Below are 20,388 nucleotides of genomic sequence, written 5' to 3'. Positions count from 1 at the left end.
GTCGAAAGAACGGGGCGGACAGTCACGTGATAGAGTTGGTCGAACGGCGGTCAAAAGTTGGTCAAAAGTTGATCAAAGTTGATCAGAGGCCGGGGCGTCCTATCTGTCAGGTGGTCGGGGCTTGGCGCGATGGCCGTAAAATGAAAATACCCGGCGATGATAATGCATGCCGGGTATTTCGTTAAGGTTCTGAAATCGATCAGAAATTACATTTTGCCGATTTTCTTCGCTGTCTCGTCAAAGGCGGCGCGGGCGCGTTTGACCAGTTCGTCAATTTCTTCCTTGGTGATGCAAAGCGGCGGGGAAAGTACCATGCGATCACCACAGGCACGCATGATCACGCCATTGGCAACACAGGCATCGCGGCAGATGGTGCCAACCGTGCCCGGCTTGTCGAACATCTTGCGGGTTTTCTTGTCATCAACCAGCGGCATGCCGGCAATCAGGCCAACCGTTTCAACCGCACCGACCAGCGGATGGTCTTCAAGGGTTTTAAGGGCCTTGGCGAAATAGGGGCCAATGTCATCCTTGACGCGTTCAACCATCTTTTCGTCGCGCAGAATGCGAATGTTTTCAAGGGCCACGGCCGCACATGCCGGATGACCGGAATAGGTGAAGCCATGGGTGAATTCACCACATTCATTGATCAGTACATCCGCCACGCGATCACCGACCATAACGGCTGAAATCGGCAGGTAACCCGATGACATGCCTTTTGCCATCGGCATCAGGTCCGGCTTGATGTCAAAGGTATCGGAGCCGAACCATGCACCGGTCCGGCCAAAGCCGCAGATAACTTCATCAGCGATCAGAAGAATGTCGTATTTCTTGCAGATGCGCTGGATTTCCGGCCAATAGGTTGACGGCGGAATGATGACGCCACCAGCACCCTGGATCGGTTCACCGATAAAGGCACCAACGCGATCCGCGCCAAGTTCCTCGATCTTTTCTTCGAGTTTGCGCGCCGCAATCAGGCCGAATTCTTCCGGGGTGTGATCGCCGCCTTCGCCGTACCAGTATGGCTGATCAATATGAACCACATCCGGCAGAAGCGGGCCGCCCTGGGCGTGCATGCCGGCCATCCCGCCAAGCGACGAACCGGCAACGGTCGACCCGTGATAGGCGTTCTTGCGGCTGATGATCACCGAACGTTCCGGCGTACCTTTGAGTTTCCAGTATTGGCGTACCATACGGACAACCGTGTCGTTCGCCTCCGAACCGGAATTGGCATAGAATACGTGGTTCAGGCCGTCTGGCGTGATTTCGGCAAGAACTTTGGAAAGCTCGATCGCCGGGGTATTCGCGCACTGGAAGAAGTTATTGTAATAGGGCAGTTCAAGCATCTGCTTGTAAGCGACTTCAGCCAGTTCCTTACGGCCATAGCCGACATTGACGCACCACAGACCGGCCATGCCATCAAGATAGCGTTTGCCGTTCGAGTCCTCGATAAACACGCCTTCGGCACGGGTGATCACCCGGGTGCCACGGTTATTCAGATCCGCTGTATCGGTGAACGGATGAATATGGTGTGCCTGGTCGATGTCCTGCCAATAGGCGGTTTTGTCGAAATTATTCATAACGTCTCCTGACAGCGCAGTTTGTCTGCTTTTGTGCGATATGTTGAACATCTGTAATCAGTGTTCGTTTTTTTGAACACCTTTGCAAGAGGATTTTTCGACAAAATTTTTCGGCTATCCAACTCGGTTTTTGTTATCCAGTGGTTGGTTCGGGACGGCCATTGTTAAAGAGTTGTTTCGACCGGTGAATTCTTTTGCACTGCATGATTTGCACGATATATCGAACGAATGGGCTTGACCGGGGCATTCCGGCGCGGCACGATGGAACACAGGCACAATTCCTTTAATAAAAGGCCTTTTCTGGGAGTATAAGACGATGAACAAGTCGTTCGTCGAAGACAGTAGGGCGGAAGCCCAACGATTCTTTGAAGAAAACCCTGATGTCGAACTTGTTGAGTTGCTCATTCCCGACATTAACGGCGTGTTTCGCGGCAAGCGAATCAGCAAGCAGAAGTTTCTCAAAAGTTTCACCGAAGGTGTGACTTTGCCGGGCTCCATGTGCCTGGTCGATATTACCGGTGACACCCCGGAAGGAACGGGGCTTCTTTGGTCGAGCGGTGACCAGGACAATCTGGCAAAACCGATCCCGGGAACCCTGTGTCTTGTTCCGTATGGCGAATTGCCCTTGGCGCAGGTCATGATGAGCCTGCATAACCTGGATGGTACCAAGTTCTTTGCCGATCCGCGCAATGTGTTGCAGGGCGTTGTTGATCGCATGGCAGCCGATGGTCTGTATCCGACCGTCGCCCTTGAACTTGAATTCTATCTGGCAGATCAGAACGAAAAGACCGCCGAACCGCTTCCGCCCCAGCCGCTTGGCGGCGGGATCGCATCGGACGGTGTGCAGGTTTACGGCCTTCAGCAGATCGAAGACTTTGAAAAGGTCCTGCATGACGCGGTTGCCGAACTGAACCGTCAGGGCATTCCGGCCGACACCATCGTTGCCGAAGCCGGACCCGGTCAGTTTGAAATCAACCTTGGTCATGTGACCGATCCGATGCTGGCCGCGGACCATGCGATGCAGCTTAAACGCGTGGTCAAGGGCATTGCGTGGGACCATGGTGTGACCGCGACTTTCATGGCCAAACCCTATTCCGATCAGGCGGGCAACGGTTTGCATGTTCATGTGTCCTTGCGGGACAAGGATGACAATAACGTGCTGTCGCCGGTCGCGGGCGAGGAAGTTTCCGAAAATCTGCGTTTTGCGATTGGCGGTTTGCAGGAAGCGATGTTTGAAAGCATGGCGGTATTCGCGCCGAACCCGAATTCATATCGCCGGTTCCAGAACAAGGCCTATGCGCCGATGTCGCCGAACTGGGGTTTGAACAACCGTACGGTCGCGTTGCGTATTCCGGCTGGCAGCCCCAAGGCCGCCCGTGTCGAACATCGCGTGTCGGGTGCGGATGCCAACCCGTATCTGGTGCTGGCCTGTGTTCTGGCCGGGATGCATTACGGCATGAAAAACAAGCTTGATCCGGGCGAGCCGACCGTTGGTAACGGTTATGAACAGCATGGCGGGCGGATTGTTCCGCGCAGCATGATTTCTGCTCTTGATCGTTTCGTGGATGGCAAGATCGTCAAGGAATATCTTGGTGAACGCTTCGTCGAGGTCTTTGATATCTGCCGTCGGGCCGAATATGACGAATTCTTTGCCGAGGTTACCCAGCTTGAATATCGCTGGTACCTTGATGCGGTCTGACCGCAGGTAAAAATAAAAACATTCAATAGGGAACAACCGGGAATGTCGCAAAAGGTCGGGGATCGTCTGAAAGCTGTGCGCAGCATGTACGGGCTGTCGCAGCGTGAACTGGCACGACGTGCCGGTGTCACGAACAGTACGATTTCAACGATTGAACAAAATCGTGTCAGCCCGTCTGTTGACAGTCTTGCCAAAGTGCTGGCAGGCATCCCGATGAGCCTGATTGATTTCTTCACCATTGATCTCGACAATGGTGAAGAAATTTTCTTTAAAAAAGAAGAGCTTGTCGAACTTTCCGACGGGACGATGTCAATGCGTCTTGTCGGGGCATCGCGCAAGGATCGCAAATTGCGCGTGCTGCATGAAACCTATCCGGCGGGTGGCGATACCGGTGACAATCTTATCGTTCAGAAGGGCGAGGAAGCCGGTGTCATTATCCGCGGCAAACTTGAAGTGACAGTGGGCGAGCGGGTCAAGGTGCTTGGCCCTGGTGATGCCTATTACTTCAATGCAGAAATTCCGCACCGTTTCCGCAATGTCGGGGACGGGGAATGCGAAGTCGTCAGTGCTGCCACACCGCCGTCATACTGATCGCGTAAAGTATCGGGCATATGACCCGACCTGAATTCCGATATTGAACAAGGCCCCAAAAGCGCCATCCGTCAGGAGACTTCCGATGACCAATCCGTTGAATTTTGAACAACTGACCGCACAGGCCGCCGCCCTTGATATTCGCAACAAGGCGTTCATCAACGGTGCCTATGTTGATGCCGCATCGGGCAAGACATTCGATTGCATCAGCCCGCGCGACGGGTCGGTTCTGACCAAGGTTGCCGAATGTGATGTCGAAGACGTCAACCGTGCGGTGGCATCGGCCCGCGCCGTCTTTGAAAAAGGCAGCTGGTCCGAAGCCGCACCTGCCAAGCGCAAGGCGATCCTGCTTCATTTCGCGGACCTTCTTGAAAAGAATGCAGCCGAGCTGGCATTGCTTGAAAGCCTTGATATGGGCAAGCCGATCACGCTTGCTGCCCGCGATGACATTCCGTTGTCTTACAAGTGCATCCGCTGGTATGCCGAGGCGATTGACAAGATTTATGATGAAATCTCGCCGTCGGGCACCAATGAAATCGGCATGATCACCCGTGAGCCGCTTGGCGTGGTTGCCGCTGTTGTGCCGTGGAACTTCCCGCTGATGATGGCGGTCTGGAAGCTTGGCCCGGCCTTGGCGATGGGAAATTCGATCATCCTGAAACCCGCAGAACAATCACCGCTGACCGCCCTTCGTGTCGCGGAAATCGCGGTTGAGGCCGGTATCCCCGAAGGTGTTCTGAACGTTGTGCCGGGCTTCGGTCCGACGGCGGGCAAGGCGCTTGGCCTGCATGAAGATGTCGATTGCGTGACCTTTACCGGGTCGGGCGAGGTCGGCAAGCTGTTCCTGCAATATTCCGGTCAGTCGAACATGAAGCGCGTCTGGCTTGAATGTGGTGGCAAAAGCCCGAACATTGTTCTGGCTGATTGCCCGGATATGGATGCCGCAGCCGCGGCCGCAGCCGGTGGTATTTTCTATAACCAGGGCGAGGTTTGCACAGCCGGTTCGCGTCTGATTGTCGAAGAAAGCATCAAGGATGAATTCATCGAAAAGGTCATTGCAGCGGGTGCAAAAATGCAGCCGGGTGATCCGCTTGATCCGAAAAGCCAGATGGGCGCGATTGTCGATGAAAACCAGATGAACCGTGTTCTGGGCTATATCGAAAAAGGTTCTGCCGAAGGTGGCGTTCTGCGCACCGGTGGCAAACGCGCACGCACCGAGTCCGGTGGCTATTATGTCGAACCGACTGTGTTTGATGGCATCAAAAACGATATGACAATCGCCAAGGAAGAAATCTTTGGCCCGGTTCTGTCGGTTATTTCGGTCAAGGACTGGAAAGAGGCTGTTCAGACGGCAAATGATACGCCATATGGTCTCGCAGCAGCGGTTTGGACGCGCGACATCAACAAGGCACACATGACCGCAAAGAAACTGCGTTCGGGTCTTGTCTGGGTCAATTGCTGGGACGGTGGATCAATCACCATGCCGTTTGGTGGTTACAAGCAGTCCGGTACCGGTCGCGATCGTTCGCTGCATGCGCTCGATAAATATTGTGAAATCAAGTCGACCTGGATTGCGCTGGGCGACGCCTGATTACAAGCAGGTTCTCATTCGGAGATAAGGGAAGAAAAATGAGCAGCACTGGCGTCATTGACACCAAGGGCGGTGATAACGCCTTTACGGCGAAATCTGTGCATCAGAATACCAGCGAGCCGATGTATTCCGGTGCGCTGTCATTCATGCGCCGCCGCTATTCGCGTGATCTTAACGGTATCGACATCGCCGTGACGGGCATTCCCTATGACCTTGCGACATCAAGCCGTCCGGGTACCCGCCTTGGCCCGCAGGGGGTGCGTCGTGCATCGACCAATCTTGCATGGGCACCGCATTTTCCGTCCGGGCGTGATATCTTTGCCGAACTGGCGGTGATTGATTACGGCGATATGGTGATCGATCCGGGCCATCCGGAAAAACTGCCCGACATGATCGAAGATCACGCACGCGATATCGTGCAGTCGGGTGCGAAGATGCTGACGATTGGTGGCGATCACTTCATCACCTATCCGATCCTGAAAGCCCATGCCGAGAAATACGGTGATGGTATTTCCCTGATCCAGTTTGATGCCCATTCCGATACCTGGGAAGATGATGGTGACCGTATCGATCACGGCACCATGTTCTGGCACGCGGCGAAAAAGGGCATCGTTAATCCGTCGAAATCCATTCAGGTCGGTATTCGTACCCACAATGAATCGACGCACGGCTATAACATCATCTATGGGCCGGAAGTTCAGTCGATGTCGATTGACGCCATTGTCGAACAGATCAAGGCAACGGTTGGCAATAACCCGGCCTATATCACCTTTGACATTGATGGCCTTGACCCGTGCTATGCACCGGGGACCGGTACACCGGTTCTGGGCGGTTTGACCAGCCATCAGGCGGTGTCGATCCTGCGCGGTCTTGCCGGTCATGTGAACCTGATCGGCAGTGACGTGGTTGAAGTATCCCCGCCATTTGATGTTTCAGACATCACATCCCTTGCCGGGGCGACCATGGCGTGGGAAATGCTGAATATTCATGCGGTAAACCGCGCGAAATAACGGTTCTGCTCATAGGTCAGGGCGACGCAATCAGTTGCGCGCACTGGAATTATTCAAGGGCTGGTGCTTTTAACAGGCGCCGGCCCTTGTTTTTTCATTTTCTTGTGCTCTGATAGGGCCGAATAAGAAATGAAACATGACAGGAAATGAAAAATGAAACCGATCGCGATTACCCGTTTGACCATCTGTGGCATTGATGAATTGCCAACCCATCGTAATCACGGGGTTTCCCATATCCTGTCAGTTCTTGATCCTGACCGGGAAGATCCGGCCATCTTTGGCGATTTTGCGCCGCATGAACGGACCGTTTTGCGGTTTCATGACGTGATTGACGACAAGGAAGGCCGTCCGGCACCGACCCGTCAGGATGTCGAAGCCATTCTGGCCTTTGGCGAGGCCCTGAAAGCCAGCCACGCAGATCGCCGTGATGGTCACTTGCTGGTGCATTGCCATATGGGAGTTTCACGGTCGACAGCGGCCATGATTACCCTGATGGCGCAAATCGAACCGGATCGTGACGAAGACAGCATTTTCACCACCATTCGCGAAATGCGCCCAATTGCCTGGCCGAATTCGGTAATGATTGCGTTTGCCGATGACATGCTGGGGCGCGAAGGGCGACTGACCGCCGCCTTGCATCGTCACTATGCCATTCAGCTGGAACGTGATGACATGTTTGAACGCTGGATGACCGAACTTGAACGTGCGCGCGAGATCGAATTTGGCCGCGCACTGGCCCGCCAAAAGGCATCCACACAGTGATGTGCTATCATTCGTTCCGATTTTGGTTTGCACGTCAAATTGAATCGATTTAAAAAGCCCGTCGGTCCCACAGATCGCAACATGAATTTGATAACGGGTCCGCATTTGTTTGCGGACAATCCGAACGGAGAAACGTCATGACAGCCAAAGCTGTTTGTCTTGGGGAACTGCTGATTGATTTTGTTCCGACTGTGACCGGTACCGGCCTTGCCGATGCGCCTGCCTTTGCCAAGGCCGCGGGCGGTGCACCGGGCAATGCGGCTGTGGGATTGAAACGTCTGGGCATTGATACCGGCTTTATCGGCAAACTTGGTGATGATGCCTTTGGGCATTTCCTTGTTGATACGCTTAAGGCCGATAATGTTGATACATCGGGTATTGTTCTGACCAAGGAAGCGTTGACCGGATTGGCATTCGTGTCGCTTCGTGCCGATGGCGAACGCGAATTTTCATTCTATCGCAGCCCGTCGGCGGACATGTTGCTGTGCCCGGCCGATCTTGATCGGGATATGCTGACATCAACCGATCTGTTCCATTACGGAACCCTGTGCATGATCGATGATGATCCGCGCGCCGCCACCCTTGAGGCCATCCGTATCGCGCGCGAAAACGGGGCGATCATTTCATGTGACCCGAACCTGCGCCTGCCGCTTTGGCCGAGTGTGGAAAAGGCGCGTGAAATCCTGCGTCTCGCGATCAGTCAGGCCGATGTCGTCAAGATGTCGGACGAAGAAATCATCTTTGTATCGGGCAAGGAAGACCTGGAAGACGGCATCAAGGATCTTTGGTGTGACCAGTGGCGTGCACTTGTCGTGACCTATGGCCCCAAAGGATCGCGCTTTATCACGCCGGAATTTGACGGTTTCGTTCCGTCGTTTGACGTAACGGCGGTGGATGCCACAGGTGCGGGGGACGGATGCACGGCGGGCTTCCTGTCGCGTTTGCTGAAAGACCCCGAACTTCTGGGCTCCGAGGAAAAGCTGATTGCGGCATGTCGCTTTGCCAATGCGGTGGGGGCGATTACCGCCACCAAACGCGGGGCCATCAATGCGCTTCCGACCGAAAAGGAAGTCGAAGACTTTCTTTCAGCGCGCTAAGGCGCCAGCAACAGGAATGTCGTGGTATTCGCATAATCTTGCCACGACATTCTGCAAACTGTCCCACACATCGTTTGAACAAGATGCTAGTCTGCGGGATCGCGACTGCACTGTTTTGGTGTGTAATACGTTGAACAAGGCCGAGGGTGGTGATGTCCGCTGACAAACTGACTGCAAACTGGGAAGAACTGGATCAATTGGGCGCGGAGGTTTCAGGGAAACTGAACCTGCGCCAGGCTTTTGCCGATGATCCGGCACGGTTCGAACGTTATAGCGCCGCGCTTAACGACCTGTTTGTCGATTATTCGAAAAACCTGATCACCGATGATGTGATGGCCGCCCTTGTGCGCCTTGCCAAGGCTGCGAATGTCGAAGAATGGCGCGACCGGATGTTTGCCGGTGACAGGATCAATGTCACGGAAAACCGTGCTGTTTTGCACACGGCCCTTCGTAATCTTGATGGTGGCCCGGTCGAGCTTGACGGCGAAGACGTCATGCCCGCCGTCAAGGAAGTGCTGGCACGGCTTAAGGCATTTGCCGCGCGTGTTCATTCCGGCGAATGGAAGGGCCATACAGGCAAGAAAATAACCGATGTGGTCAATATCGGTATTGGCGGATCCGACCTTGGCCCGGTGATGGTCAATGAGGCGCTTCGCCCGTTCCATATTGATGGCATTCGCTGCCATTTCGTTTCAAACGTCGATGGCGCGCATATTGTCGATACGCTCAAGGATCTTGATGCGGAAACGACCCTTTTCATCATTGCGTCCAAGACTTTCACGACCGATGAAACGCTGACCAATGCCTATTCCGCCCGTGACTGGCTGGTAAAGGCGCTGGGGGATCAAAGTGCGGTCGCCAAACATTTCGTGGCGGTTTCAACCGCCCTTGATAAGGTCGCGGCATTCGGAATTGATACCGACAATGCGTTCGGGTTCTGGGACTGGGTCGGCGGGCGTTACAGCCTGTGGTCGGCGATTGGTTTGCCGATCATTCTGGCAGTCGGCTATGACAAGTTCGAAGACCTTCTGCGCGGTGCGCAATCAATGGATAACCATTTCAAAACCGCACCGGTGGAAACCAACATTCCAATGATCCTGGCCCTGATCGGGGTGTGGTATCGCAATGTTCTGGGCGCATCGAGCCAGGCCATTTTGCCCTATGATCAGCATCTTTCACGGCTGCCAGCCTATTTGCAGCAGGCCGATATGGAAAGTAACGGCAAATCGGTCACCCGCGATGGCAAGGCGATTGCCTATGAAACCGGTCCGATCATCTGGGGCGAGCCCGGCACCAACGGGCAGCATGCGTTTTATCAGCTGATCCATCAGGGCACCGAACTGATCCCGGTTGATTTCATTGTTGCAGCCAATGCGCTCCATCCGCTTGGTAACCATCACGACAAGCTGGTGTCAAACTGTCTGGCACAGGCCGAAGCATTGATGCGTGGCAAGACCGAGAATGAAGTGCGGGCCGAACTGGCCGGAAGTGACCTTTCCCCGGCCGAGATTGATGTTCTTGCCCCGCAAAAGGTATTTGCCGGGAACAAGCCCAGCACCATGATCCTGTATAAGCAGCTTGATCCATTTACCCTTGGCCGCTTGGTGGCGATGTATGAACATAAAATCTTTGTTCAGGGCATCATCTGGAACGTCAATTCCTATGACCAGTGGGGGGTCGAACTTGGCAAGCAGCTTGCCAAGGAGTTGCTGCCAATGGTCGAAGGCAAGGAAGACGCCGGTGCGCGTGACGCATCAACAGCAGGTCTGATCAAGCGTCTGCATGATTTGCGCGGGTGAATTTTAGTCCCCGTCATCGGGGACCAGACAAAGCCGATAGGCACCGGAAGGGCGGTTTTGGCCATGGCTGATGCCGCCCTTCTGATATTCAACCAGCCGTTCGGCGCAGAGCTGTTCGGCCACCTGATGAATGCGCGGCATCAGCTCGGTCCAGCTGTTGCCAAATGATCGGGCGACCTCGGACGGGCAGAAGGATTTGTCCGCACCGCGCCGGGCTGCAAGTGACAGCATTCTTTGGCGCAAAACCGCATAGGTTGGCCGGGTTTCTTCGATATCATCAACGATCATGACCCTGCACCATCATGCTCAGGGGATCTTTTGTGCGGACGGCTGTTGCGGCATCGGTCGGAACAGTATTTGACGTCTTCCCAACAGGTTTTCCATTTGCGTCGCCACGAAAATGGCCGGCCGCAGGATAGGCATGTCTTTGACGGCAAATGCGCCTTGGCGCGGAATGATCCATTGGCATTGCGGGGCATGGCATTACCGGGTCGTATTTATCCGATCAGGGTTTCAATCATCGCATGGGCGGCAGACTGACCGCTGCGCCATGCGGCTTCGACCCGGGCACCAAGACACCAGTCCCCGGCGGCGATCACGCGCCCGTTCATACCGTTCAGATGGCTTGAGCCCAGTGGCTGTTCGGTGCGCGCATAGCGCCAGCGATGGGCCTGCACCGAATGCAATTGCGGCAGTTTGACGCCACTCACATCGCGCAGGGCAGCCAAAAGGTTTTCAATCACGCGGTCCTTGTCATCTTCGAGATGGTCGCGCGACCATTGCGGACTGGCATGAAGAACCCAGGGGTCGGGACGGCGCCGGTGGAACAGATCATCTGACTGTGTGCTGCGTGCTGCCCAACTGATTGCCGGGGATGGATGCAGCATGGCATCAAATGCCGTCGGAAGTGGCTGTTCAAAGGCCGCCATCACCGCCCAGCAAGGTGCGGTGACCACGTCACCAATCGCGTCATAGCGCGCTGAAAGTGGCCGCAACAATTCAGCCGTCTGCGGGGCAGGGGCCGTTACGATAACCCCGTCAAACGGGCCGAATTCGCCGTCGAGATCGTCATGAAGGACAAAGCTTTTGCGATCAAGCTGTTCAATTCGGGTGATGCGGTGCTGTTTGTGAATGGTAAAGGCATCGACAAGCGGGCTGATCAGTTTGTTCATTTGCGGCGCGCCCTGATACCAGTGATCAAGCGCAAGGTTTCCGGCACTTTGCATGGCGGGAATGTCGCCACGATGCAGGTTCGGTTTCCAGTTTTGGGCGGCGTTATGCGATGCGGCCTGTTCCAGATAGGCGGCAAAACCGGGGTGACGGGCGGTAACATATTGCGCACCGTGATTGAAATGACCGAAATCGGTTCGCCGTGATGCCAGTCGCCCGCCCAGACCACGGCTTTTTTCAAAGACGGTGACGTCCATTCCGACCTTGTGCAAAGTACTTGCAGCTTTCAGTCCGGTCATGCCTGCGCCGATGATGGCGATGCGGATTGATTTCATCTGACAGCCCCGATGATGTGGTGTTGCGACAATTCAGCGGTTTGATTCTGATACGCAAGACGGGGCGGGTTGGAGCAGTCACTGCCACAAGATATTTATGAAACTGTCACGCCCGGGTCATCAAACCGTTACAACAAATCAGCAGGTTGTCTGATCTGTCGAACCATTTACCAAGGGGGAATTATGCGTTCTTCATTGATGGCAACTGCTGCTATTTCCGTACTTTTGACGGCCTGTGCCGGTACTACACCAGATCACGCGATGATGACCAACAGTGTTACCAACGCGGGCGCACACCCGATCACGATTGTGCCGATGGGCGAATATCGCACCGGCATGCTCGACGAGGGTGCCGCAGAAATCCCGGCATTTGACCCGTTGTCCAAACGCATCTTTGTCGTCAATGGCGCGGACAAGGCGATTGATATCCTTGATATGTCAAACCCCGACAAGCTTTCCAAGCTTGGTGCACTTGAACTTGCGACCTGGGGCAAGGGGGCAAACAGTGTTGCGGTGAAAAACGGGGTCCTTGCCGTCGCGGTCGAGAATGAAAACAAGCAGGCCCCGGGCAAGGCGGTGTTTTTTGATACCGAAGGCAACTTTATCGCATCGGTAACGGTCGGTGCATTGCCCGACATGATCAAGTTTTCACCCGATGGAAAATATGTCCTTGTTGCCAATGAAGGCGAACCCAATGACGCATTCACCAACGACCCGGAAGGCAGCGTTTCAATCATTTCGATTGCCGGTGGCGTCGATGGTTTGAGCGATGCCGATGTGCGCACCGTCGATTTCAGGTTCCTGAATGATGCGGAACTGCCATACGGCATGCGGACATCCAACCCGGGTACGTCAAGCGTCGCCCAGGATATCGAGCCGGAATACATTGCTGTTTCAGGCGACAGCAAGACCGCCTATGTGTCGCTTCAGGAAAACAATGCAGTCGCCATCATCGATATCGAAACCGCGACGGTCAAACATGTGGCCGGTCTTGGTTTCAAGGATCATTCGGTTCATGCCTTTGATGCCAGTGACAAGGACGGCAAGATCAATATCCGTACCTGGCCGGTGATGGGCATGTATATGCCCGATACCATTGATGCGATTGAAATTGGCGGCAAGGACTGGATCCTGATCGCCAACGAAGGCGATTCCCGTGACTATGACGGTTACAGCGAAGAAACCCGGGTTGGCAAACTGACCCTTGACCCGGTGGCCTTCCCGAATGCCGACACCCTTCAGAAAGACGAAAATCTTGGCCGGTTGAAAACGACAACCGCACAGGGTGACACCGATGGTGACGGGGATGTTGACGTTATTTACAGCTATGGCGCGCGGTCATTCTCGGTTCTGAATGCCAGTGGCGAGATGGTCTTTGATAGCGGCGATGCGTTCGAGCAGGTGCTGGCGGCGAAATACGCCAATGTCTTTAACTCCTCGGACACCGAAAATTACAGCCGCGACAATCGTTCCGACGACAAAGGCCCGGAACCCGAAGGCATTGCTGCGGGGTATGTCAACGGCGTTCCCTATGCCTTTATCGGACTGGAACGGCAGGGTGGCTTTATGGTCTATGATCTGACCAATCCGGCCAACCCGCAATTTGTCACCTATCACAGTGATCGCCGTTTCTCGGGCAATCCCGAAGCCGACACCGCAGGCGAACTGGCACCCGAAGGCATGCAGTTCGTTGATGCCAAGGACAGCCCGACCGGGAATGCCATACTGGTGATTGCGTCCGAAGTATCGGGCAGCACCAAGGTCTATGACCTGAAATAAAACCCGATGAGACGCATCGGGCAGACACAGGGGAAAGTCGGGTTTAGCCCGGCTTTTTCTTTTATGATCAGGTCATGGTAAAATGTTTCAATCCGAAGGCAATATGGACTAAACTCCGCGCACGGTCAGGAACATGACCGATTGATAAAGGGGAGTTCGGGACTCTGACTACGCGACGTGAACCTCATATTCTGGTTGTCGATGATGATCAGGAAATCCAGAAGCTTTTGAAAAAGTTCCTGCTGCAGCATGGTTTTCGCATCACGACCGTTTCGGACGGCAACGAGATGCACCGTGCCTTGCGCGACTGGAAGATTGATCTGGTCATTCTGGACATCATGCTGCCGGGCGAAGACGGGTTTGCGTTATGCCGGGATGTCAGGCGCACATCCAAGGTGCCGATTGTGATGCTGACAGCGGTGGGTGAGGATACCGACCGTATTCTGGGACTTGAACTTGGTGCGGATGACTATTTGACCAAACCGTTCAATCCCCGCGAGCTTCTGGCCCGTATCCGGGCGGTGTTTCGCCGGTTTGAAACCGGTGCGGTGGGGCCGACCGACAATGAAGTTGCCCCGACCCAGCGTATTATTTTCGGTGAATGGACATTGGATATCGGATCGCGTGAATTGCGCGATGCCGATAATGTGGCGGTTCATCTGTCGACCGGTGAATTTTCATTGTTGCTGGCGCTGGTGAAAAACAACAAGCGGGCACTGTCGCGTGAACAGCTTGTTGATATTGTCCGCGGGCAAAGTTCACTGCCATTTGATCGCAGCATCGACATCCAGATCAGCCGTCTGCGGCGCAAGATCGAGAAAGATGCAAAAAATCCCAAACTGATCAAAACCGTTCGCGGGATTGGGTATCAGTTCTGCGCCGATACACAGACGCTTTAGGACTGTGTGATGGCGGACATGTTCGCACAGTTCAGTGATTATCTAAGACGCTACAAGCCGCGTACCTTGGGTGGGCGGATCTTTATGCTGATGATGCTGGGCGGCGTGATCATTGCCGTGCTGAGTGCGCTGGCATCCTATTATGTCATTGAACGCAACGAGCGGATCAGCCGGGCCTATACGCTGGGCTTTACCATTCGTGAGCTGGCCCGCATTGCCGACAATCCCGAATTCGAAGCCAATATCGTCGATATTGCGGCGCGCGATGGCATGGCATTGCGCATCTTGCCAGCCGATGATCTTGGCACGTTGCTTTTGTTTTCAAGGCCGGCACAACATATCGCCATGCCGGTGCGACTGGCCAATACCGGTTGGCCGACATCGGTCAAGGTCCATTTCCTGCGCGGGCGCCTGAGTTCCGAACAACGTGCCACCATCGAGGCAACCGAAAATCCCAGCCTGTTTTTTGCAGAATTGTCGCGCGAAATGGCGCGTCTGGGACTGGAAGCCCAGCTTGAAATCATGATGCCGTCGGGCAAGCGGCTTTTGATCAGTCATGATGAATTATGGGCCAGCTATTCATCGCCATCGCTTGTGTTTCTGATGTTTCTGATGGGGGTGGTTGCGGTTTTGGCCGTCTTTGCCGCCCTTGCCGATTTGCTGGCCGGACCGTTCAAAAAGCTGACCGCAGCGATCATTGCCCATGGGGACGAAGTCGATGGCCCGCCGGTCGAAGAACGCGGCCCGACCGAAGCCAGGTCAATGGCCGCGGCCTATAACGATTTGCGCGAACGGATTTCGCGCATGCTGGGCGATCGTACCCGTATGCTGGCAGCGATTTCGCATGATTTGCGCACACCGAGTACCCGCCTGCGACTGCGCGCCGAATTCATTGAAAATGATGAATTGCGCGAAACCGTTCTGCGTGATCTGGATGAAATGGACGGTCTTTTGAATGATGCGCTCGATTTTCTGGGCGACTGGATTCAGAAAGAAGAAGAACGCACCGTTGATTTCGTTTCCGTGCTTGAAGCGATTTGTGATGACTATGCCGATCTTGGCCGTCCTGTCAGTTTCGACGGTCCGCAGCCATTGCAGTTTTCATCGGTTCATACGGTATTTGGTGGTGGGGATGAGCCCCATTCATTTGATGGCAAACGCAGCATTCGATTGACCTGCCGACCGGGGACATTGAAACGCGCCTTTACCAACCTGATTGAAAATGCCCTGAAATATGGCCATCGCGCCAAGGTCAGTCTGGAAGCAACAGCGGACAATGTTCTGGTGACCATCCGTGACGAGGGGCCGGGCATTCCGGTCGAACATCAGGACAAGGTTTTCCTGCCATTCTATCGCGTCGAAGGATCGCGTGCGCGCAGTACCGGGGGCAGCGGGCTTGGACTGTCGATTGTCAAAACCGTGATTGACGCCCATGACGGACGGATCAGCCTGCGCAATATGCCGGGCAAGGGGCTTGAGGTCACCATATCGCTGCCACGGCGGATCATCGCGCCCAACTGAACCGGATGGCAGAAACAAAAAAAAGCGGCCCGCATATTCGGGCCGCTTTTTTCATGACCGGCAGGTTTGACGCACCGGTAAAAGAAGAATGGCGGGTGGCCCCCAGAACCACCCGCCAGTCAGATCAGATCCGCAACTCGGTTTCCGGGTCAAACAGACTGATCTGAGACATGTCGGCCGAGAAGGTCATGCTCTCGCCCGGTGTCGGTGCGCGGTCCGGACGGACACGTGCGACGATTTCTTTGCCGGCAATGTCGATCACCGTCATGGTGTCGGCACCGGTCGGTTCGATCACTTCGACCTTGCTGTCGAAGTTGACATACTGGCTGCCCGGTTCGTCTGAGCCGGTGCGCTTGTGTGTCAGGCCTTCCGGGCGGATGCCAAAGACGACTTTCTTGCCGACATAGGCCTTGTAGCTTTCCGGTGCTTCGAACAGCGGCAGGGTAATCGGACCGCCATCACGTTCGATCGAAACGGCAAGCTTGCCACCATTGTCGATCAGGGTCGCATCGACAAAGTTCATGGACGGCGAACCGATGAAGCCGGCAACAAACATGTTGTTGGGGCGCTCATAGATGTTCTGCGGCGTATCGAACTGCTGAAGAATGCCGCCTTTCATGACCGCGATGCGAGATGCAAGTGTCATGGCCTCGATCTGGTCATGGGTCACGTAAACGATGGTCGAACCAAGACGCTGATGCAGTTTCTTGATTTCGGTCCGCATATCAACGCGCAGCTTGGCATCAAGGTTGGAAAGCGGTTCGTCAAACAGGAAGATGTCCGGATCACGCACAAGCGCACGGCCCATGGCAACGCGCTGACGCTGACCACCCGAAAGCTGGGACGGTTTGCGATCCAGAAGCGGCTCGATCTGAAGCAGCTTGGCGACATCGGCAACGGCCTTGTCACGTTCCTGTGCCGACACACCGCGGATTTCCAGACCAAAGGTGATGTTCTTGCGAACCGTCATGTTCGGGTACAGCGCATAAGACTGGAACACCATGGCGATGTTACGGTCTTTGGGGTGTACGTCGTTGATGACGCGATCCCCGATGCGGATTTCCCCGCCGGTCGAACTTTCCAGACCGGCAATCAGGTTCAGAAGGGTCGATTTACCGCAACCCGACGGACCGACAAGGACGAGAAACTCGCCATCTTCGATTGCCAGATTGATTTCCTTGAGAACTTCGACAGGGCCAAAGGCCTTGCGAACTTTATCGAGGGTGAGTGATGCCATTTGCTTATCCCTTCACCGAACCGGCGGTCAGGCCGCGGACGAAGTATTTGCCTGCCAGGACATAAACCAGCAATGTCGGAAGACCGGTCAGCAGGGCTGCTGCCATATCGACATTGTACTGTTTCACGCCGGTAGTGGTGTTGACGATATTGTTGAGTGCGACTGTCATCGGAGCGTTTTCGCCAGAGGCAAAGGACGCGCCAAAGAGGAAGTCATTCCAGATCTGGGTGAACTGCCAGATGACCGAAACCACGATGATCGGGGTCGAAATCGGCAGAATGATGCGCCAGAAAATGGTGAAGAAACCCGCACCGTCAATGGTGGCTGCCTTTACCAGTTCATCCGGGATCGATACGTAATAGTTCCGGAAGAACAGGGTGGTGAAGCAAAGGCCGTAAACGACATGGACCATAACAAGGCCCGGGGTCGAACTGGCAAGGCCAAGCTTGCCAAGAACCTGTGACATCGGCAGCAGAACGACCTGGAACGGAATGAAGCACCCAAACAGCAGAAGCGCAAACACGATGTTGGCACCCTTGAACCGCCATTTGGTCAGTGCATATCCGTTGATCGCACCAAGGAAGGTCGAAATCAGAACGGCGGGGATCGCCATTTTGACCGAGTTCCAGAAATAGACTTTGATCCCGGTGCATTCCACACCGACGCAGGCTTCGTTCCATGCATAATTCCATGCATCAAACGTCACCACCCGCGGCAGCGAAATCAGTGATCCTTCGCGGATTTCGTCAAGCGACTTCAACGATGTTGAAATCATGACGATCAGCGGGAACAGATAATAGGCTGCGAACAGGATCAAAACGAGATAGAGCAAGCCGCGCAGCACCGTGTTTTTCCAGCCTGCGTCGTGGCTATAGGTCTGAAGATCAGCCATTTTTCTTGCCTCCGCGCAGTTCGGAATACAGGTACGGCACAATGATTGCCATAACAGTTGCCAGCATCATCATTGCACTGGCCGCGCCAACACCAAGCTGGTTGCGCTGGAATGCCATGGTGTACATGAAGGTTGCCGGAAGATCCGATGCGTAACCCGGACCGCCACCCGTAAGGGCGATGACCAGGTCAAAGCTTTTGACGGCCAGATGGGCCAGAACGACGATCGCACTCAGGAAAACCGGGCGGATCGACGGAATGATAATGCCGAAATAGATACGGGGCAGGCTGGCACCGTCCATATAGGCTGCGCGAATGATGTCCTGATCGACGCCGCGCAATGCCGCAAGGAACATTGCCATGACAAAGCCCGATGCCTGCCAGACAGCTGCGATCACAACCGTGTAGATCGCCATGTCCGAATTGACCAGCCAGTCGAACTTGAAGCTCGTCCAGCCAAAATCATGCATCATGCTTTCAAGGCCAAGGCCCGGATTCAGAAGCCATTTCCAGACGGTACCGGTCACAATAAAGGACAGGGCCATCGGATACAGGAAGATCGTGCGAAGTGCGCCTTCGGCGCGAATACGCTGATCAAGAAGAACTGCCAAGAGGCACCCGATGATCAGGCAGGTCACGATAAACAGACCGCCAAAGACCAGAAGGTTTTCAATGGCAACATGCCAGCGTTCCATTTGCCACAGGCGTTCATACTGTCGCAGGCCTGCCCAATCCCAAACAGGAAGCATGCGCGACTTGGAAAACGCCATATAGCCCGTCCACAGGATGAACCCGTAAACGAAAAACAGGGACGCAGCAAAGGACGGTGCAACAACGATCTTGGAAAGATGACGCTGGATGCGGGCCGTCAGGTTGCTTTCGGTGCTTTGAGAAGCCCCCATACCCTTTGCCTCAAAAGTTAAAGTAGCGGGAAGCAGGCCCCGGAAACCGGGGCCTGCATACGATTCAGTCGATAAGACTGTTCAGATCAGGTGAGATTAGTCTTTGGCCAGTTCAACAGCTTCGACCAGACGCGAGACGGCTTCGTCAGACGACATGTCGGAGTTGAAGTGGGCGGTGACAACGTCAACGATCGCACCGGACAGGTGGCCGCGAAGTGCCATGCCGTGTGCCATGGACGGCAGGAAGCCACCAGCTTCCTGGGCTGCCAGAAGGTCAGCTTCGGATTTCTTGGCGCAATCGTCGAACTTGTCGAGCGAAACACCAAGACGTGCCGGGATCGAACCTTTGAGAAGGTTGAAGGTTTCCTGGAACTTCTCGCCAACGATCAGTTCAGCAAGCAGTTTCTGGCCTTCGACCTTGTCGTCACCCGAAACGTTGAACATTGCAAAGCTGTCAACGTTGAACAGGTAGCCGTGCTCAGACGGGGTTGCCGAGCAGATGAAGTCTTTGCCCGGTACTTTGCCAGCAGCAAGGAATTCGCCTTTTGCCCAGTCACCCATGATCTGCATGGCAGCTTCGCCATTCATGACCATTGCGGTTGCAAGGTTCCAGTCACGACCCGGGAAGTCGGCATCGACATAACCGCGAATTTTACGCATCTGGTCGAACACCGCTTTCATGGTGTCGGATTTCAGAGCGTCTTCGTCGAGATCAACCAGGGCTTTCTGGAAGAATTCCGGGCCGCCAAGGCCAAGAACGACGGTTTCAAAGACGGTTGCGTCCTGCCACGGCTGACCACCATGAGCAACCGGGGTAATACCGGCAGCTTTGAGCTTGTCAGCAAGAGCGTTGAACTCGTCCCAGGTTTTCGGGGCTTCGGTCGCGCCGACTTTTGCAAGAAGGGTCGGGTTTGCCCAGATCCAGTCAACACGGTGAATGTTTACCGGAACAGCAACATAGTCGCCTTCATACTTCATGACGTCCTGAATCGCCGGCGGGATAACCTTGTCCCAACCTTCTGCTTCGGCAACGTCATTGAGATCAGCAAGCGCACCCTGTTCGGCCCAATCCTGGATCGCCGGACCTTTAAGCTGAACAGCAGCCGGTGCGTCACCAGACAGAACGCGCGAACGCAGAACGGTCATGGCCGCATCGCCGCCACCACCAGCAACCGGGCTATCGACCCATTTGCCGCCTTTGGCTTCGAAATCTTCTTTAAGTGCAGCAACAGCTTTCGCTTCGCCGCCCGAAGTCCACCAGTGCAGAACTTCAGCGGTCGGCTCTGCATGTGCAAAGCTTGCAGTTGCAAGTGCAGAAATCGCCACACCGGTGGCGAGGATGGTTTTGCGCAGATACATTTAGGTTTCCTCCCTGGCTTTGAACCATTTGCAGCGACAACATGCTGTGAGAGACCGTTCAATGCATCCACAAAACTGTAACAGGGCGTTTCCAGAATGCGAACTGAAACAATCTGTTACAAAAATAATTTGGTAGCCAATCACCATATTGCAGGGCAGCAAAAACAAT

Annotated in this window: 18 protein-coding genes; 10 read left to right on the top strand and 8 right to left on the bottom strand. The window is 54.7% G+C overall.

Going from position 1 to position 20,388, the window contains the following annotated elements:
* Positions 1-206 precede the first annotated feature (206 nt).
* Positions 207-1,577 carry an aspartate aminotransferase family protein gene (locus tag CU041_RS07920; protein ID WP_068517405.1) on the bottom strand — a complete coding sequence of 457 codons (1,371 nt, stop codon included), beginning with the start codon at positions 1,575-1,577 and terminating at the stop codon, positions 207-209.
* A 316-nt stretch (positions 1,578-1,893) separates the two neighbouring features.
* On the opposite strand from CU041_RS07920, the gene CU041_RS07915 reads away from it, so the two are divergent.
* The 7 genes from CU041_RS07915 to pgi all read left to right on the top strand — a co-directional run bounded on the left by CU041_RS07915 (position 1,894) and on the right by pgi (position 10,126).
* Positions 1,894-3,276: a glutamine synthetase family protein gene (locus CU041_RS07915; protein WP_068517406.1), complete on the top strand. Its 1,383-nt coding sequence runs from the start codon at positions 1,894-1,896 to the stop codon at positions 3,274-3,276.
* 42 nt (positions 3,277-3,318) lie between these two features.
* Positions 3,319-3,867: a cupin domain-containing protein gene (locus CU041_RS07910; protein ID WP_068517407.1), complete on the top strand. Its 549-nt coding sequence runs from the start codon at positions 3,319-3,321 to the stop codon at positions 3,865-3,867.
* Positions 3,868-3,952: 85 nt separating this feature from the next.
* Positions 3,953-5,458 (top strand): aldehyde dehydrogenase, encoded by a 1,506-nt coding sequence (locus tag CU041_RS07905; protein ID WP_101246340.1) that lies wholly within the window; start codon positions 3,953-3,955, stop codon positions 5,456-5,458.
* 38 nt (positions 5,459-5,496) lie between these two features.
* The gene (speB, locus tag CU041_RS07900) at positions 5,497-6,468 is read left to right on the top strand and encodes an agmatinase (protein ID WP_068517409.1); all 972 of its coding nucleotides are present in this window, start codon (positions 5,497-5,499) and stop codon (positions 6,466-6,468) included.
* Positions 6,469-6,621: 153 nt separating this feature from the next.
* Positions 6,622-7,230 (top strand): tyrosine phosphatase family protein, encoded by a 609-nt coding sequence (locus tag CU041_RS07895; protein ID WP_068517410.1) that lies wholly within the window; start codon positions 6,622-6,624, stop codon positions 7,228-7,230.
* 137 nt (positions 7,231-7,367) lie between these two features.
* A complete protein-coding gene (locus tag CU041_RS07890) occupies positions 7,368-8,327 on the top strand; it encodes a PfkB family carbohydrate kinase (RefSeq protein ID WP_101246339.1) in 960 nt (319 codons plus the stop codon).
* A gap of 152 nt (positions 8,328-8,479) precedes the next feature.
* Positions 8,480-10,126, top strand: coding sequence for a glucose-6-phosphate isomerase (gene pgi, locus CU041_RS07885; RefSeq protein WP_101246338.1), 1,647 nt, complete (start codon positions 8,480-8,482; stop codon positions 10,124-10,126).
* Between the two features lie 3 nt (positions 10,127-10,129).
* On the opposite strand, the gene CU041_RS07880 is transcribed toward pgi, so the two are convergent.
* From CU041_RS07880 to CU041_RS07870, 3 genes are read right to left on the bottom strand one after another with little or no spacing between them, the layout of a single operon-like run.
* Positions 10,130-10,414: a DUF3253 domain-containing protein gene (locus CU041_RS07880; RefSeq protein ID WP_170310169.1), complete on the bottom strand. Its 285-nt coding sequence runs from the start codon at positions 10,412-10,414 to the stop codon at positions 10,130-10,132.
* Positions 10,411-10,605 (bottom strand): DUF2256 domain-containing protein, encoded by a 195-nt coding sequence (locus CU041_RS07875; RefSeq protein WP_101246337.1) that lies wholly within the window; start codon positions 10,603-10,605, stop codon positions 10,411-10,413. Before CU041_RS07875 ends, CU041_RS07880 begins: the two co-directional genes overlap by 4 nt.
* Before the next feature lie 18 nt (positions 10,606-10,623).
* On the bottom strand, positions 10,624-11,631 hold the full coding sequence (locus CU041_RS07870) for an NAD(P)/FAD-dependent oxidoreductase (RefSeq protein WP_101246336.1): 1,008 nt from the start codon (positions 11,629-11,631) through the stop codon (positions 10,624-10,626).
* 183 nt (positions 11,632-11,814) lie between these two features.
* On the opposite strand from CU041_RS07870, the gene CU041_RS07865 reads away from it, so the two are divergent.
* The 3 genes from CU041_RS07865 to CU041_RS07855 all read left to right on the top strand — a co-directional run bounded on the left by CU041_RS07865 (position 11,815) and on the right by CU041_RS07855 (position 15,830).
* A complete protein-coding gene (locus tag CU041_RS07865) occupies positions 11,815-13,410 on the top strand; it encodes a choice-of-anchor I family protein (RefSeq protein ID WP_101246335.1) in 1,596 nt (531 codons plus the stop codon).
* Positions 13,411-13,574: 164 nt separating this feature from the next.
* Positions 13,575-14,309, top strand: coding sequence for a response regulator (locus CU041_RS07860; protein WP_068517415.1), 735 nt, complete (start codon positions 13,575-13,577; stop codon positions 14,307-14,309).
* Positions 14,310-14,318: 9 nt separating this feature from the next.
* Positions 14,319-15,830 (top strand): sensor histidine kinase, encoded by a 1,512-nt coding sequence (locus CU041_RS07855; protein ID WP_101246334.1) that lies wholly within the window; start codon positions 14,319-14,321, stop codon positions 15,828-15,830.
* A 124-nt stretch (positions 15,831-15,954) separates the two neighbouring features.
* Here the strand turns inward: CU041_RS07855 and CU041_RS07850 are convergent, their stop codons facing one another.
* The 4 genes from CU041_RS07850 to CU041_RS07835 all read right to left on the bottom strand — a co-directional run bounded on the left by CU041_RS07850 (position 15,955) and on the right by CU041_RS07835 (position 20,219).
* Complete coding sequence (locus CU041_RS07850; RefSeq protein ID WP_068518891.1) at positions 15,955-17,067, bottom strand: ABC transporter ATP-binding protein; 1,113 nt, start codon at positions 17,065-17,067, stop codon at positions 15,955-15,957.
* Between the two features lie 4 nt (positions 17,068-17,071).
* Positions 17,072-17,959 (bottom strand): carbohydrate ABC transporter permease, encoded by an 888-nt coding sequence (locus tag CU041_RS07845; RefSeq protein WP_068518892.1) that lies wholly within the window; start codon positions 17,957-17,959, stop codon positions 17,072-17,074.
* Positions 17,952-18,860 carry a carbohydrate ABC transporter permease gene (locus CU041_RS07840; protein WP_068518893.1) on the bottom strand — a complete coding sequence of 303 codons (909 nt, stop codon included), beginning with the start codon at positions 18,858-18,860 and terminating at the stop codon, positions 17,952-17,954. Before CU041_RS07840 ends, CU041_RS07845 begins: the two co-directional genes overlap by 8 nt.
* A 96-nt stretch (positions 18,861-18,956) precedes the next feature.
* On the bottom strand, positions 18,957-20,219 hold the full coding sequence (locus CU041_RS07835) for an ABC transporter substrate-binding protein (RefSeq protein WP_068518894.1): 1,263 nt from the start codon (positions 20,217-20,219) through the stop codon (positions 18,957-18,959).
* Positions 20,220-20,388 lie beyond the last annotated feature (169 nt).

Origin of the sequence: Thalassospira povalilytica (genome assembly GCF_002844235.1) — a bacterium.
In the GTDB taxonomy this organism is placed as follows: domain Bacteria; phylum Pseudomonadota; class Alphaproteobacteria; order Rhodospirillales; family Thalassospiraceae; genus Thalassospira; species Thalassospira povalilytica.
The sequence above is the reverse complement of the archived record's forward strand: the minus strand, read 5'-3'. Positions and strand labels throughout refer to the sequence as shown.

Coding starts and splice junctions, on each gene's coding strand:
- CU041_RS07920 (WP_068517405.1), bottom strand. CDS start 1,577: ATGAATAATTTCGACAAAACCGCCTATTGGCAGGACATCGACCAGGCA.
- CU041_RS07915 (WP_068517406.1), top strand. CDS start 1,894: ATGAACAAGTCGTTCGTCGAAGACAGTAGGGCGGAAGCCCAACGATTC.
- CU041_RS07910 (WP_068517407.1), top strand. CDS start 3,319: ATGTCGCAAAAGGTCGGGGATCGTCTGAAAGCTGTGCGCAGCATGTAC.
- CU041_RS07905 (WP_101246340.1), top strand. CDS start 3,953: ATGACCAATCCGTTGAATTTTGAACAACTGACCGCACAGGCCGCCGCC.
- speB (WP_068517409.1), top strand. CDS start 5,497: ATGAGCAGCACTGGCGTCATTGACACCAAGGGCGGTGATAACGCCTTT.
- CU041_RS07895 (WP_068517410.1), top strand. CDS start 6,622: ATGAAACCGATCGCGATTACCCGTTTGACCATCTGTGGCATTGATGAA.
- CU041_RS07890 (WP_101246339.1), top strand. CDS start 7,368: ATGACAGCCAAAGCTGTTTGTCTTGGGGAACTGCTGATTGATTTTGTT.
- pgi (WP_101246338.1), top strand. CDS start 8,480: ATGTCCGCTGACAAACTGACTGCAAACTGGGAAGAACTGGATCAATTG.
- CU041_RS07880 (WP_170310169.1), bottom strand. CDS start 10,414: ATGATCGTTGATGATATCGAAGAAACCCGGCCAACCTATGCGGTTTTG.
- CU041_RS07875 (WP_101246337.1), bottom strand. CDS start 10,605: ATGCCCCGCAATGCCAATGGATCATTCCGCGCCAAGGCGCATTTGCCG.
- CU041_RS07870 (WP_101246336.1), bottom strand. CDS start 11,631: ATGAAATCAATCCGCATCGCCATCATCGGCGCAGGCATGACCGGACTG.
- CU041_RS07865 (WP_101246335.1), top strand. CDS start 11,815: ATGCGTTCTTCATTGATGGCAACTGCTGCTATTTCCGTACTTTTGACG.
- CU041_RS07855 (WP_101246334.1), top strand. CDS start 14,319: ATGGCGGACATGTTCGCACAGTTCAGTGATTATCTAAGACGCTACAAG.
- CU041_RS07850 (WP_068518891.1), bottom strand. CDS start 17,067: ATGGCATCACTCACCCTCGATAAAGTTCGCAAGGCCTTTGGCCCTGTC.
- CU041_RS07845 (WP_068518892.1), bottom strand. CDS start 17,959: ATGGCTGATCTTCAGACCTATAGCCACGACGCAGGCTGGAAAAACACG.
- CU041_RS07840 (WP_068518893.1), bottom strand. CDS start 18,860: ATGGGGGCTTCTCAAAGCACCGAAAGCAACCTGACGGCCCGCATCCAG.
- CU041_RS07835 (WP_068518894.1), bottom strand. CDS start 20,219: ATGTATCTGCGCAAAACCATCCTCGCCACCGGTGTGGCGATTTCTGCA.